This window comes from Kiloniella majae (assembly GCF_002118315.1).
Taxonomy (GTDB): domain Bacteria; phylum Pseudomonadota; class Alphaproteobacteria; order Kiloniellales; family Kiloniellaceae; genus Kiloniella; species Kiloniella majae.
This window is the reverse complement of record NZ_MTSZ01000004.1, coordinates 339,276-354,334: the sequence shown is the minus strand read 5'-3', so window position 1 is coordinate 354,334 and position 15,059 is coordinate 339,276. Positions and strand designations below refer to the sequence as shown.

13 protein-coding genes are annotated in these 15,059 nt (G+C 47.4%); 7 read left to right on the top strand and 6 right to left on the bottom strand.

From position 1 onward, the window contains the following. Positions 1 to 630 precede the first annotated feature (630 nt). Positions 631 to 1,056, top strand: coding sequence for a GNAT family N-acetyltransferase (locus BKB51_RS14525; RefSeq protein WP_085901811.1), 426 nt, complete (start codon positions 631 to 633; stop codon positions 1,054 to 1,056). Between the two features lie 94 nt (positions 1,057 to 1,150). On the opposite strand, the gene BKB51_RS14520 is transcribed toward BKB51_RS14525, so the two are convergent. Together BKB51_RS14520 and BKB51_RS14515 are read right to left on the bottom strand one after the other, a co-directional pair. Further along, positions 1,151 to 2,089 (bottom strand): choline/ethanolamine kinase family protein, encoded by a 939-nt coding sequence (locus BKB51_RS14520; RefSeq protein ID WP_198946750.1) that lies wholly within the window; start codon positions 2,087 to 2,089, stop codon positions 1,151 to 1,153. Positions 2,090 to 2,101: 12 nt separating this feature from the next. Then, positions 2,102 to 4,525 (bottom strand): GcvT family protein, encoded by a 2,424-nt coding sequence (locus tag BKB51_RS14515; protein WP_085901810.1) that lies wholly within the window; start codon positions 4,523 to 4,525, stop codon positions 2,102 to 2,104. Positions 4,526 to 4,703: 178 nt separating this feature from the next. Between BKB51_RS14515 and BKB51_RS14510 the strand changes: the two genes are divergently transcribed. Further along, complete coding sequence (locus BKB51_RS14510; RefSeq protein ID WP_085901809.1) at positions 4,704 to 5,483, top strand: DeoR/GlpR family DNA-binding transcription regulator; 780 nt, start codon at positions 4,704 to 4,706, stop codon at positions 5,481 to 5,483. Positions 5,484 to 5,579: 96 nt separating this feature from the next. Continuing rightward, positions 5,580 to 6,590: an NUDIX hydrolase gene (locus BKB51_RS14505; RefSeq protein WP_085901808.1), complete on the top strand. Its 1,011-nt coding sequence runs from the start codon at positions 5,580 to 5,582 to the stop codon at positions 6,588 to 6,590. Positions 6,591 to 6,675: 85 nt separating this feature from the next. Here the strand turns inward: BKB51_RS14505 and BKB51_RS14500 are convergent, their stop codons facing one another. Beyond that, on the bottom strand, positions 6,676 to 7,581 hold the full coding sequence (locus tag BKB51_RS14500; RefSeq protein WP_085901807.1) for an MBL fold metallo-hydrolase: 906 nt from the start codon (positions 7,579 to 7,581) through the stop codon (positions 6,676 to 6,678). Between the two features lie 124 nt (positions 7,582 to 7,705). On the opposite strand from BKB51_RS14500, the gene BKB51_RS14495 reads away from it, so the two are divergent. From BKB51_RS14495 to nadC, 4 genes are all read left to right on the top strand, one after another. Beyond that, positions 7,706 to 8,596, top strand: coding sequence for a LysR family transcriptional regulator (locus BKB51_RS14495; RefSeq protein WP_085901806.1), 891 nt, complete (start codon positions 7,706 to 7,708; stop codon positions 8,594 to 8,596). 158 nt (positions 8,597 to 8,754) lie between these two features. Continuing rightward, entirely contained in the window at positions 8,755 to 9,777 is a 1,023-nt protein-coding gene (gene nadA, locus BKB51_RS14490) for a quinolinate synthase NadA (protein ID WP_085901805.1), read from the top strand. Positions 9,778 to 9,820: 43 nt separating this feature from the next. Beyond that, on the top strand, positions 9,821 to 11,410 hold the full coding sequence (locus tag BKB51_RS14485) for an L-aspartate oxidase (protein ID WP_085901804.1): 1,590 nt from the start codon (positions 9,821 to 9,823) through the stop codon (positions 11,408 to 11,410). Positions 11,411 to 11,449: 39 nt separating this feature from the next. Next, positions 11,450 to 12,301: a carboxylating nicotinate-nucleotide diphosphorylase gene (nadC, locus tag BKB51_RS14480; RefSeq protein ID WP_198946749.1), complete on the top strand. Its 852-nt coding sequence runs from the start codon at positions 11,450 to 11,452 to the stop codon at positions 12,299 to 12,301. 46 nt (positions 12,302 to 12,347) lie between these two features. Here the strand turns inward: nadC and BKB51_RS14475 are convergent, their stop codons facing one another. From BKB51_RS14475 to BKB51_RS14465, 3 genes are read right to left on the bottom strand one after another with little or no spacing between them, the layout of a single operon-like run. Beyond that, a complete protein-coding gene (locus BKB51_RS14475) occupies positions 12,348 to 12,539 on the bottom strand; it encodes a hypothetical protein (protein WP_085901803.1) in 192 nt (63 codons plus the stop codon). Beyond that, positions 12,539 to 13,543 carry a cytochrome d ubiquinol oxidase subunit II gene (gene cydB, locus BKB51_RS14470; protein WP_085901802.1) on the bottom strand — a complete coding sequence of 335 codons (1,005 nt, stop codon included), beginning with the start codon at positions 13,541 to 13,543 and terminating at the stop codon, positions 12,539 to 12,541. The genes BKB51_RS14475 and cydB overlap by 1 nt, the downstream gene beginning before the upstream one ends. Further along, positions 13,533 to 14,978 (bottom strand): cytochrome ubiquinol oxidase subunit I, encoded by a 1,446-nt coding sequence (locus tag BKB51_RS14465; protein ID WP_085901801.1) that lies wholly within the window; start codon positions 14,976 to 14,978, stop codon positions 13,533 to 13,535. Before BKB51_RS14465 ends, cydB begins: the two co-directional genes overlap by 11 nt. Positions 14,979 to 15,059: the final 81 nt, after the last annotated feature.

Sequence of the window (15,059 nt, the reverse complement as noted above, 5' to 3'; positions counted from 1 at the left end):
AGCTAGCTCGTTGCCACTAACAACAAACCGCCGTCCACGCATCCCTTCCAATTCATATCAACAATGTCAAACAACAATTCACAAAATGGAGCCAAGAAAACCCGGCCCCGAAAAGCTAGACGATATATATAGTCTTTTTCCCTATCGTCAAGGAACATCTGAAACATTTCTGTAAAAACTTTTTCAAGGATCAAATCCTATCCAAATTCTCAAATCAGCTTCCGTAAAACTTCCGCTAACTATCTGTTTTTACTCTGTCTTTCCGATGTACCGTCGAAGCGTCTGCCCCGTCGGTGAGCGGTGTTATAGGCCCCTACACCAACACTGTCAAAGACCTTTTTGCAAAAAACTCACATTTTTTTAATATTACCGTCACAAGGGTGTTTTGCGTAAGTTTATTGCGCAAAAACACCCCGCCCGTGATGTTTTCTGAAATGGCCAGATTCCAAGAAGGTAAATTCAAGGCAAAATTAGGGTAAATCCATAAAGAATCCCTGAATCCAGATGTAAAAATATGCGCGATTCTTACAAATAATATTTAAAAGTAACTTTCAGCGGGAAAGATTCGCCCTCTATATTCTGCGAATCACCTCAAACACGAACGATCACACCACAGGATTCTGACAAACGATGCATATAGATAATGTTTTTAAAGTTAAAAGAATCCCATCCGACGACGCAGGCCTTTATAGAGAGCTTAGATTGAAAGGCCTTGATGAAAGTCCTGAAGCTTTTGACGCATCTTATAGTGATGAAGTAAACAGCCCCCTAAACAACTATTCCGAACTTTTAACAAACAACGTTGTTTGTGGTGCTTATAGCAATGCAGGTACACTCGTTGGTATCGCCGGCTTACGAATCTCTAATAAGGAAAAGCTCAAACACAAAGCGACGCTTTGGCGAATCTATATAAAACCAGAAACACGCGGCAACGGAGTTTCAGCAGTCGGCCTATATAAGAAGCTGGGCTTTACTGAATACGGAATAGAACCCAGAGCAACTCATCAGGATACCTATCATGATGAGTTGCTCATGCGCTTATCGTTCAAGACATAAAACGATATAAAAAGGCAGGCACCACGCTCCGGCCCCCAACTCGATCTTAAGCCCTTAATTGCTAATTTATATTCTGATAATTAGCCCCGCGCACTCAATCATATAAGCGACCGCGATCAACAGCGCGAAGATGCTCGGCGAAGCCAGAAGAAGACATCAGCCGCTTACAACGTTCGAAACGTGCGATACTGTAAGCCCAAAAATCTTCGGCAGGGTTTTTATTACCATGTTGAATTAACCCCCAAAGTGTCCAGAGAAGATCACACATCGCTTTGTAGATGATCATACGACCAAGGATTTCGGCTGGCGGCTCCTCTCCCCAATAAGCGAGAAGTAATTCCCGATCTTGCTTTTCAGAAAATTTGGCCTCTACCGAAAGATCACCAAGATCCCATAGGGGATCATTCATACCGGAATACTCCCAGTCCACAATCCACATCTCCTCACCATCATCCAGGAAGTTTTCAGACAAAGGATCACAATGACACGGCGTTAACGGCAAGTTCTTCTTCGAGGATAAAACATTTCGAATATTTTGTGCCTCTTCGACAACCTCACAATAACCGTCAGGTAAAGTAACATCCAACCCAGAGAGGACCTTCAAATACTCATCAATCATGGCAAAGAGCTCAAACCGGAACAGAAATTCTTTTTCCGAGTTATGCAACAAAGCCAAGGCACGTCCAGCACGTCCCACCGCCCCAGGTATCTCTTTAAAAGCAAGAGGGTTCATTGTTTTTGCCCCCCCCAAAAACCGTGAGACCATTACTCCACTTGATGGATCACTATAAAGTACTTCTGCAGAGACCTTTATGTCGGCAGCAACTTGAGCATTACGGGATTCAACAGAGCGATCAATATATTCCTCAGTTCCTTCGCCTGGAATTCGAACAATATAGCTCTCTTCTTTTCTCGACACCTTAAAAACAAGGTTTGTCAGCCCACCGAGACGTTCAACCGAATAACTACCAGGTGTCCAATCCCCAAACTCTGGAACCAATGCCATAACCGAGGCAACTTGTTTTGCAGCCATCTCTATCTCCCCTTACATTCTCAAGCGTTTGTTCATCGGGTCATACAAAGCGCCATCGATACGCACCGCAGGATAACGTTTTCCAAAAGCTTCAACTTCAAAGCCTTGTTTGTCGGCGAGTGAAGTAGGGATATACCCCATCGCAATTTGCGTTTCCACAGTATGTGCGTAATTGGCAGATGTTGTCAGCCCGATCACATCATCGCCAAGATAAATCGTCTCTGCACCGAAGAGGGAGACATCAGCCTCAACCGTAAAGGTCGATAACTTTTCCGCAAAACCACTTTCTTTGACCGCCCGGAGGGCTTCCCGGCCGATAAAATCTTTTTTTGATTTTAACGCTACTTTGAAGCCCAACCCTGCAGCATAAGGAGTGTAATCAGGGGTTACTTCTGCGCTCCAGTAGACATACCCCTTTTCCAATCTCAGACTATCGATGGCACGGTAACCGACATTGGCAATATCGTAGGTTTGCCCTGCCTCCCAAAGTTGTTCATAAACATGGGCAGCAAATTCAGTTGGGATATGTAATTCCCAACCTAACTCTCCAACATAACCAATACGTAGAGCCCAGAGAGTTGCCGCGCCAATTTCAATTTGTTGACAGGTCGAAAAGGGGAAAGCAGCATTCGAAATATCTTGACGCGTAACAGCCTGTAGAACAGCTCTCGAATTTGGCCCGCAGATATTAATTACGGCTTTGGCAGAAGTCACCTCGAATGCATGAACAGATCCATCCACTGGTAAATGTGACTTGATCCAATGGAAATCATGCGTCGCAAAACCACTGCCTGTAATGACATAAAAATGCTCGCGCCCCAGACGACAGATCGTCAAATCAGCTTCAATCCCACCTTTTTCATTACAAAGCTGTGTGTAAATGACCGACCCATCGGGCTTATCAAGGTTTGAAATCGCCAGCCTTTGCAAAGCGACTAACGCGCCGGTGCCAACAACCTCCATCTTCGCAAAAGAAGATTGATCTATTAACCCTACATTCTCCCGCACAGCCTTACATTCTTTAGCAACAGGCGAGAACCAGTTTGTTTTCTTGCGATCAAAATCTAATTGATCAACAGCCTCCCCCCCATCCGGAGCAAACCAATTTGGGCGCTCCCATCCCGCTTTGCTGCCATAACAAGCTCCTTTTTCCTTAAGTATATTATAAAGCGGACTACGCCTTATTCCTCTGGCTGCTTCAGCTTCCTCGTTTGGCTTGTGAAGGAGATAATGCCCGCCATAGTGTTCCACGGCCCGGTTATACATAAAATAGTTTGTGTTATGGTGTTCACTGAAACGACGAATATCCAATGGCCAGAGATCAAGACTTGGGGCCCCATCAATTATCCATTCCGCCATCATCTGTCCTGCACCACCGCCTGCGGCAATCCCGTATAGGAAACCGCTCGCGACAAAATAATTATCAAGCTCAGCAGCCTTTCCCATCACAAAGTCACCATCTGCAGAATAGGGAATGGGGCCATTAATGAGTTCACGAATACCAACAGAGTTAATCACTGGTGTGATTTCTGAAGCCAGACAAGCCAGTTGCTCAAAACGGTCAAAATTTCCGCCTAACAGTTCCCGTCCAAATCCTTTTGGAATACCCTCATTTCCAAAAGGAAGCGTTCCCTTTTCGTACCCGCCAACAACCATTCCACGAACTTCCGGCTTGTAGTAGATCAGGCGATCCGGATCTCGCATGGTTGGCATATTCTTTGGCATATCGGGGATAGGATCAGTAATCATATACTGATGCTCCAAAGCGCAAGCAGGTACTTTTACATTACTAAGGTTTCCGAGTTCCCGAGACCACATCCCACCAGCATTTACCAATATATCGAAAGTCCAAGTCCCCTCAGATGTAACCACTTCGGTTGCTTGTCGCCCGTTTCGACGGACTTCTAATACCTCAACACCTTGGTGAATTTTTGCCCCATTATCACGGGCTCCCTTTGCCAACGCCTGACAAACAGAACTCGGATCAATATAACCATCACTCGGGATATAGGCTGCGCCTTCGACACCCTCTGTTGTCATGATTGGAAAGAGTTGCTGGGCTTCTTGCGCAGTGAGAATTTGCATTTCTAGGCCAAAACTTTTGGAAGTTGTTGCCAAACGCTTTATCTCGAGCATACGGTCTTTAGAGCTTGCGAGCCTGAGACTACCAACCTTTTTCCAGTCAAGTGCCTGTCCGGTTTCAGTTTCTAACTTGTCATATAGTTCAACAGATTTCTGCAACATACGGGTTGTATTCCGCGAGGATCTTAGCTGACCGACTAACCCAGCGGCATGCCAAGTTGCCCCGTGAGTTAACTGATTTTTCTCTAAAACAGCGACACCCTGCTTTCCCATACGGGTTAAATGGTATGCGATAGAGCATCCAATAATCCCGCCTCCGATAATAAGAACTTCTACATGATGCCGACCAGACATTAACCTCTCCCACAAATCAATAAATACCACACAAATCCACAATAACCACATGAAACCATCGAAATTAGAGTCGAGTCAATTATAAAACATTACATTATGAGTATATTTCGTGTTTATCTTGTGGTTTTAGTGATATAAACACTGAACTTACAACAGCAAACACACGAAGTAGGATTAGATGCCCCCTTCAAAACGCCAACTTGATATCCTGAAGAACGTTCGTTTTAACGGCTTCTGTACAACTGCGGCTCTTGCAGAGACCTTGCGGGTTTCGATGGAAACAATACGGCGTAATGTAAATAGCCTGGTCGCAGAAGGCTTACTGGAAAAAGTTCACGGCGGCGTCTCACTTCCAGAAAGTATTCCTGAGCCCTCATTTACCCGCCGCCTTGCTGAAGGCAAAGAAGCAAAACAACAAATTGCCGCCTTGGTAGCGGCACAAATTCGCAACGGAGAATCTCTTTTTCTCGATAACAGCTCGACCACAGCTTACGTTGCCATGGCGCTTAGCGAGCACAAAAATTTGTTTATCGTCACCAACTCGGCATCAATCGCCAACATTCTAGTAAGCAGAAACGGAAACAGAGTATTCTTGGCCGGGGGCGAACTGAGAGAACATGACGCAGGCGCTTTTGGCCCTGAAGCTTTGGAGTTCGTTGGTCGGTTTGAGCTAGACTACGCGATATTATCAGCATCAGCTGTACATTGCGAAAAGGGCTTTATGGTAAACCATCTATGCGAAGCAGTGTTCTCTCAAACTCTAATCAACCACTCCCAGCAATCCATTATGATTCTCGATCATAGTAAGTTTGATAAAATGGCTCCGGTTAAACAATGCAATTTCTCTCAAATCAATCAGTTCGTCTCGGACAGCATGCCTCTGAATCCCTTGCTCGAAGCGATTAAACTTGGCGATTGCGACCTACTTACCCCAGAACAACAGACATTTTCACACTAGAGATTCGCAGATTATAACAATCACCCATCATCAGATCTTGCCTAATCTCAATTCCTCTGTGATCTTAGCAGCTTAAGAGAAAGGGGCGGATTAAGTATGAATGCGAGTACAGAACCAGCAAACGGACAGATCGTTATCGGGCTGAATGCCGTTATTGTTGCTATCATTGAAGAGCAACCAAAGGTTCTTGTTGTTCAGCATACTTCTGAAACATTGACCGCCCAGCATGAAACCCTGACCGAGCGGACAGCACTGCCCCATGACAATCGGCATGAAGCGCTTCCCTTCGGTCCCTTTTATCCGCTGAAACACCGCACGCTTGAAGCCGGGCTGAGATCGTGGGTGGAAGAACAGACAGATCACGACATCGGATATGTCGAGCAGCTCTATACATTCGGGAACGAAGGACGCGACCCTCGCGAAGAAGCAGGCGGAGCCCGCTTGGTGTCAGTTGGGTATCTCGCCCTGGTACAGGATACGGGTCCAACAGCAATTGAAAATGCAGTTTGGCAGGATTGGTATCGCTTTTTCCCTTGGGAAGACTGGCGCGATGGCACCCCTACTATATTAGAGAGCGATATCATCCCCGCTTTGCGGAAATGGATTGAAGATGCCCAGAATAACGACGAGCAAAAAGATCGTTATGAGCGCACCTGTATTACCTTTGGATTGGATGACACCCCTTGGAACGACGAACTGGTTCTGGAACGATACGAACTGCTCTATGAAGCCAGTCTAGTCGCGGAACGCCAAGACAGCCTTAGTGAAGGCGAAATAAGTGATCACCGCGGCACGGCAATGGCACTGGATCACAGACGTATTCTGGCAACTGCCATTGGGCGGTTGCGAGGTAAAATCAAATATCGCCCCGTCGTGTTTGAACTGATGCCCCCGACCTTTACGCTACTGCAACTCCAGAAAGTCGTCGAAGCTCTCTCCGGGTCCCTTGTTCATAAACAGAACTTTCGCCGCCTGATCGAGAAAAAAGGTCTGGTTGAAGCGACAGGGAAGATCGAAAGCCAAACTGGGGGTCGCCCTGCGAACCAATTCCGTTTTCGCCGGGAAGTCCTGATGGAACGGCAAGCGCTCGGTGTTCGCCAGAACTAACCGAAAACTCCTATTATATAATACAACAGCAACTGAACTTCCGGACAGAAAAACAGTTGCTGTTGTACACAAAGCATAAGCCCAACTATTGCGGCCAGGTCATTTCGCCTTTGATGATTTTTGCACTGATCTCCAAACTTCCGAAATTTGTATAGTCCGGATAGAGCTGCTTCATACGTTCAATCAACTCTTTAGAATCTACTGCCTTTGAAGCTTCTTTTTCAAAGGTCACAATGTACTCTCGCGTCTGCCTTACAGAGCTCAAATCCTGAACAGCTCTTTCAACATAGTGACCCGGGATAACCCTTTTGGGATTAAGGTCGATGATCATATCAAGAGTTTTAAACCAATTCTGACGAGAGACCCGTGTTTGCGCATCCGCAATCCAGACATGACGATTTTCATTTACAATAACGCCGCCAGCTACCGTCTTCAAAGAGGGTATCCAGAGATAGGTATGGACAGGATCGTGACCGTTGAGACCTTGGATGATTAGCTTTTGCCCATCAACCTCAATAGTATCACTTGTAATAACGTCAGGAACAAAGACTTGGTCTGGGGCATTCTCTTTAAGAATTGGCCCCCAATAGGCAACCTTGCCATCAATGCTTGCTCTGATTTTTTCGACCGTCTTTGGTGTCGCAATCACCCTCGCGTCGGGATAAGCCTGCTTGATGACATCCAAACCAAAGTAAAAGTCAGGATCACTGTGACTTATATATATGGTTGTCAACTTCTTGCCACTCTGTTTAATCATCGCAAGAACGGATTGAGCATCGTCCTTTTGGAACTGAGCATCAATAAGTACAGCCTCGCTCTTTCCTGTGACCAAGGTTGAGGTTACCGCAAAAAGGCTCTTTTCACCCGGATTAAAGACTTGCAGCTTTAACCCTTCGGCATGGGATACCTGAGTTAAAGCTAATACCGTCGAAAACACCAAGGCTGTTTTTTGTAAAGCCCCTGCAAGTTGACCACCAATCTTCCTTAACATTTGAAATCTCCGTTTATTGTTATCTCTATAAGAAGACCCTTGATATAAGTTGCATAAATCGGAGAATAAGAGGTGTAATACTCAATAGACTATTGCATATTTCGAACATATAATGAGTTGGTAAATGGACCGCATAACAGCAACCAAAGTTTTCATTAATATTGTTGAGTCTGGCAGCATGGCGGCAGCTGCGCAAAACCTCGGCATGTCCCGATCCATGGTGACGCGTTACCTAGGCGAGATTGAAAACTGGGCAGGTGCGCGCTTGTTACATCGCAGCACACGACGCCTAAGCCTAACCCCGCCAGGTGAACAGGCCTTGGAACACTGCAAAGAACTGGTAAAAATTGCTGAAGACATACCCCAGGTCGTCAACGTCGTCGACAACACGCCAAAAGGCACACTCAGGATAAGCAGTTCTCACTACGCAGCCGAGAACATCCTGATTCCGGCTCTTCAGCAGTATTATCAGGATCACCCAAAGGTCGATATAGAACTGGAGATAAGGAATGACGCAGTTAACCTCGTGGAGGAGCGCATCGATCTCGCCCTTCGCATTACCAATACCCTTGACCCCAATCTCATTGCACGCAAGTTGGGCAGCTGTCATTCCGTACTTTGTGCCGCTCCAAGCTATTTGAAGGGTAAACAGGTTCCCCAGATCCTCGAAGATCTGCAAACCCATAGCTGCCTGACTTACGCCAATTTTGAAAAGGGCCTTTGGCACTTTAAAGAAGGAGACGAAATTTCAACTCAAAAAGTAACCGGAAACCTTAAGGCCAATGATTCCGACGTACTGCTAACAGCAACTTTGCAAGGCTTTGGTATCTCCATGCAGCCTAGACAGGTTGCCCAGCCCTACCTGGATAAAGGGGAACTGGTTCAAGTTCTACCTAACGTAATCCCAAAAGAACTTGGTCTCTACGGCCTATATCAAAGTCGACAACATATGCCACCTGCATTGAGAGCGCTCATTGATCATCTCGTCAACTATACGGCACAGCTAAAATTATAGAATCGAGCAGTCATTATTAGAAGACAAAAAAAGCTTATACTACATGTGAGCATAATAAACTTGACCCAAGTAATACTCACTTGTAGCATAAGTGTAACAGGGAGCCCCCGTCTTTTTTTATAGCCCCCTTATACTCAAATAGAGCAAAAGAGGTTACCATGCCTGCGAACACCGCCGTAACAGAGACAGAAGAATACACATACACACCGGAGGTGGCCGCACGTACCGCCTCTGTCTTTGAGCAGGTTTACCCGGCAATCAGCAAAGAAGAGTGGCCCGATTTTGCGCCCTATGTTGATGAAATTCTGCGTTTAAAAAAAGAACGCAACGCTGTTGTTCTCGCCCACAACTACCAAACCAGAGATATCTATCATTGCGTTTCTGATATCGTTGGGGATTCACTGGCGCTTGCACAAAAGGCTATTGATGTAGAAGCCGATGTTATCGTCATGGCTGGCGTTCACTTTATGGCAGAAACAACAAAACTTCTTAACCCGTCTAAGACCGTGTTGATACCGGATCCAAAAGCCGGGTGCTCATTAGCTGATTCAATCACAGGCGAAGATGTGCGTAATCTTCGCAAAAAATATCCCGGCGTTCCAATTGTTACCTATGTGAATACCTCTGTCGAAGTAAAGGCTGAATCAGACATCTGCTGTACATCCGGAAATGCAGTGAAGATCGTTGAGTCATTAGGTGTTGATCGGGTATTGCTAATCCCGGATCGTTTTCTTGCCGCAAATGTTGCCGCCGAAACCGACGTTGAGATCCTCACCTGGCAGGGTGAATGCGAAGTTCATGAACGCTTCACCGCCAAGCAGGTCACACAACTGCGCAAAGCTCACCCCAATGTCACCGTTCTTGCTCACCCAGAGTGTCCGCCTGAAGTTGTCGAAGCTGCGGACTATTCAGGATCAACCGCTGGCATGATTAACTTTGTATCCGAGCAAAAGCCTGCCGAAGTTGCCCTGATCACAGAATGTTCTATGGGCGATAATATTGCATCTGAAAACCCGGATACAAGCTTCATCCGATCCTGTAACCTTTGCCCTCACATGCAACGCATCAACCTGATGAACATCTGTGAATCCTTAAAAAACATGTCGCACGAGGTTACCGTCGACCCTGCGCTTGCTGATCGGGCACGCCTTGCAGTTCAACGCATGCTGGACGCAAGTTAAGGAGGTTTCCCCGTGCCCAATCCCACCGATATGATCAGCCGACATGGTTAAAAGCACAACGACAGATGTTTTGGTAATTGGCGCGGGCCTCGCCGGCTTGATGGCGGCATTACGTCTTGCGCCCAAAGCTGTCACGCTTTTATCGAAGGGACCACTTGGACAAGAAGCATCCAGCACTTGGGCACAAGGGGGAATATCAGCGGCACTAGACCCTGCCGATAGTCCTGCAAGCCATCTCGCGGATACACTCGCTGTCGCCGGCGGCATTGCAGATGAAGACATTGCCGCATTGGTTACCGATCTCGGGCCAGAGCGCATTCGCGATCTGATCGATCTTGGGGTGATCTTTGATCATGACGAAAAGGGCCTGAGCCTCAGCAGGGAAGCTGCCCATAGCCACAGACGCGTTGTCCATGCCAACGGAGATTCGACCGGCAGGGAAGTCATGCGGGTTCTGCGTCGACGGGTACAAGAGGCCGCACACATTACCGTTCTCGAGAATGCAGAAGCAATCGATTTGTTATGCCAAAACAATCAGGTTTTTGGGGCAACCCTTTTGCAAGACAATAAATCACAGACGATCAGTGCTGACGCCACGATTATTGCAACTGGCGGCATCGGGCAAATCTACAGCGCAACCACCAATCCATTCGCCGCTTGCGGGGATGGGCTTGCCATGGCCGCCCGCGCAGGCGCCAAACTTAAAGATCTCGAATTCGTTCAGTTTCACCCCACAGCCATAGATGTGGAGGCCACTCCCCGCCCCTTGGCAACAGAAGCTCTACGAGGGGATGGCGCCTGGTTAGTTAACGAGACAGGCAAACGATTTATGAAGGATGAACATCCTCTCGCCGAATTAGCGCCACGGGATGTTGTCGCCAGAGGTATATGGCGGCAGATACAAAAGGGGCATCGCTGTTATCTTGATTGCCGCAAATCTATCGGCAAGGCCTTTCCCGAGCACTTCCCCACGGTATATGCTCACTGCGAAAATCATGACATTGATCCGGTAAAAGACCTTATTCCCGTCGTCCCGGCAGCGCACTATCATATGGGCGGCATAGAAACCGATAATCGCGGGCGAACAAATCTCGGTGGCCTCTGGGTTTGTGGCGAAGCCGCCTGCACCGGCTTGCACGGCGCGAACAGATTGGCCAGTAACTCCCTGCTCGAAGCTTTGGTATTTGCCCCTCTTGTCAGTAAAGATGTCTGCGACTTCCTTGCCGAAAACCCGGCAAGAAACATCCCTGAAATAGAGATTTTCAAAAACCCCAATACTCGCTCCAGCAGTGCGAAAAACGATAACGAAGCAATTCATCAACTACAAACCCTGAACTATTGCTACATAGGACTTTGCCGGGATGAAAATGGATTGAAAACACTGTTAAAAGAATTGGATCGTCTTGAAATAAATCATCCTCATGCATCAACGCGATTGAGAAACATCATGACCGTCAGTCGCCTGATTGCGACGACAGCACTTGAGCGAAAGGAAAGCAGAGGGGGACATTACCGTCTCGATTACCCCGAAAGCGATCCGCAATACCAGCGCCACAGCACGCTTAAACTGAACAAAGACACAAAGGATGTCGCCACCGATACAACAAGTGTTGCAATCAAGCTGGCTTCATAGACTCCCCCAAAGATAAGTTAGACGATAAAAGTTTAAACGATGAAAATAACGCCCCTGCCCTCACCCCTTATTTCACAGGCCGTAAAGGTCGCTCTTTTGGAAGATCTAGGATCAACCGGGGATCTCACCAGCCAATCAATGATCCCGGAAGATGCTCAACTCACAGCATCGATTGTGAGCAGACAGAGCGGTATCGTTTCTGGCTCCGCATTTCTACAGGCCGCAATGGCAGAGCTATCGGAACAGGTGATTGTTGAAATTTTATTGGAAGATGGCACGCGCCTCTCTCCCGGAAGTATCGTTGCCACAATAACAGGTCCTGCCCGCGCAATCCTGAGCGGTGAGCGTGTTGGCCTGAACTACATGGGCCATCTATCGGGAATTGCCACTGCAACCCGTAACATCGTTGATTTGGTTGATGATCTGCCTGTGCGCGTTACCTGTACAAGAAAAACCACCCCAGGCCTGCGTGCTTTTGAAAAATACGCCGTGCGGTGCGGCGGCGGACACAATCATCGCTTTGGTCTTTATGACGGTGTGATGATCAAAGATAATCATATTGCTGCAGTTGGAGGCGATATCGGGAAAGCCATTGCAACTGCCAGATCTCAAATTGGGCACATGGTGAAAATCGAAGTCGAAGTTGATCGGCTTGATCAACTAAAACAGGCTTTGCCTCATCGCCCCGACATCATTCTATTAGACAATATGGACTTACCAACCTTACGTGAGGCCGTAGTGATGATTGATGGACAGGCCATTGCAGAGGCATCTGGCGGCATCACCCGAGAAACAGCACGTGCCATTGCAAAAACCGGAGTTGATGTTATCTCAATGGGATGGCTAACCCATAGCGCCCCCTGTCTGGACTTGGGGCTCGATATTCTCTAACCCCAAACTCAAACTTGATACTCATGCCCGATACTCAAGCCCGTACTCAAGAAAGCCCAAGCCAGGCACGGATAGTATACCCAACAACGCCCAAAGCGAAAACACCCCCAAGCCATAACCCAACAAACCAAATCAATCTATACCGGAAGCTCTGCGGCTCAGATTGATTTGCTTTTTCCGACTGGTCCTTTACTTGAGGATCAGCCAAAGTCTTGTTCGCAGAGCTATTCGTCGCCATCAATGGTACCCTTCATCGGGATCAACTTTCCCCCGGAATACCCAATAGGCATAGGCCGTATAACCCAGGATTAACGGCACGAGCACTGCTGTACCAATAAGCAAGAACTCCAGACTTACGTCAGGTGCCGCCGCTTGCCAGATTGTCAGGCTGGGGGGCACCATGTAGGGAAAGAAACTGATCCCCAAACCTATGTAAGTCAGAACAAATAACCCCAAGCTTGCTAAGAAAGGCCAGACATCGTTCTTTTCTTTGAGGCCTCGCAATAAAACCAGTGCTGAAACCAAGACAAGAAGCGGGACCGGAGCCGTATAGATTATCTGTGGCATGGTAAACCAACGCGCCAGAAACTCAGGATTAAGAAACGGTGTCCAAATACTGACAACCCCGATTAAACCCAAAAGTCCAAACAATGCTGGCTTTGCATAGCGATGTGCTTTTTCCTGAACAGGACCAACAGTCTTTAAAATCAACCATGTAGACCCCAATAGAATGTAACCCACAACAACCGATATACCTGTGAGCAGTGAAAACGGCGTTAGCCAATTCCACCATCCGCCGGCATAGGCACGATCAACCACGTCGATGCCCTGCACCAAAGCACCCAAGGCGATCCCCTGACAAAAAGCAGCGGCAAGGGAGCCGCCAAAAAAAGCCAGATCCCAAAGCCCTTGAGAGTTCTCGCTTCGCCACCTGTATTCAAAAGCAACACCCCGAAAGATCAACCCCAACAACATAATGGTCAAAGGCGCATAAAGGGCAGGTAACACAACAGAATAAGCCAAGGGGAAAACGGCAAAAAGCCCACCCCCACCAAGAACCAACCAGGTCTCGTTTCCATCCCACACCGGAGCAATGGTATTCATGGCATAATCACGTTCACTTCCCTTGTTAAAGAAGGGAAACAAAATACCAATACCCAGATCGAAACCATCTAGTAAAACGTAAGCAAGGACCGCAAACGCAATCAACAAAGACCAGATAAGCGCGAGATCAATTTCCATTTGTCTTACCTCCTGCACCTTGCGTTAGCGCTTTGTCACCAGAAGAAAGTGTTTCAATCGGGAACATACTTGTGGCACGTATCGGGGCTTCATCGGGTTTGTAATCGTCGGGTATATCCGTGTCGGGCGTTCGTTTCATCAGACGAAGAATATAAACCACCCCGACACCGAACACCGCGAAGTAGACGACAACAAAAGCAAGTAGAGATATTGCGACTGCAGGCGCATCAATCGGTGATATGGAATCAGACGTGCGCAACAGACCATAGACTGTGTAAGGTTGCCTTCCGACCTCTGTCGTAATCCATCCCGCCAAAAGAGCGATAAAACCAGATGGCGCCATCCAGGTAGCAAACCGTAACATTAACGGCGTCTCATACAACTTTTTCTGCATGCGTCGAAGGAAACTCCACCCCCCCAAAGCTACCATCAGAAATCCCAAACCGACCATGATGCGGAACGACCAAAAAACGATGGGCACATTAGGCCTGTCTTCCAGAGCCCATTCTTTCAGGCCTTTGACTTCGCCATTAAGATCATGTGTTAAAATCAAACTGCCCAATTTTGGAATTTCCAGTGCAAAATGAACGGTCTCATCCTGCATTGACGGCAAACCAAAGAGAATAAGCGGAGCCCCTTTTTTTGTATCAAAGTGTCCTTCCATTGCCGCAATTTTAGCTGGCTGATGTTCAAGCGTATTCAGCCCATGCAAATCACCCGCAATAATTTGGATTGGCGCAACGATAACCGCCATCCACATCGCCATTGAAAACATGATCCGCGCAGATTGGTTCGTTTTGTCCCGCAACAGATGCCACGCAGCAACACCACCGACAACAAAGGCCGTTGTCAGATAAGCCGCTAAAACCATATGAACCAGACGGTAAGGGAATGAAGGATTGAAAACAGCTGCCCACCAATCCACAGGGACAAACTGCCCAACTTCGTTGATACCGTAGCCTGCTGGTGTCTGCATCCAGGAGTTCACAGACAATATCCAGAAAGCAGAGAACAGAGTGCCAATTGCCACCATCAGCGTCGCGAAGAAATGCAGTTTTTTACCGACCTTGTTCATACCAAAAAGCATGACACCCAGAAATCCGGCTTCCAGGAAAAAGGCCGACAGGACTTCATACCCCATCAGCGGACCAAGTATAGGCCCCGTCTTGTCAGAAAATACACTCCAATTCGTCCCGAACTGATAGCTCATGACAATGCCGGAAACCACACCCATTCCGAAGACAACGGCAAAGATTTTTATCCAGTATTTGAAAATACGTAAGAAAACATCTCGACCTGTCCACAGCCAAAGTCCTTCGAGAACAGCAAGGTAACTTGCTAATCCGATAGAAAAGGCAGGAAAGACAATGTGAAACGAAATCGTAAAAGCAAATTGCACACGCGCCAGAAGCGCGGCATCCAGAAACTCAACCATATCCAATCGCACCCAGATCAGAGTGCCCTCAGTTGTTGATCTGAATCTATAGTCACGCCAAATGGATATTAGCGCAAGACA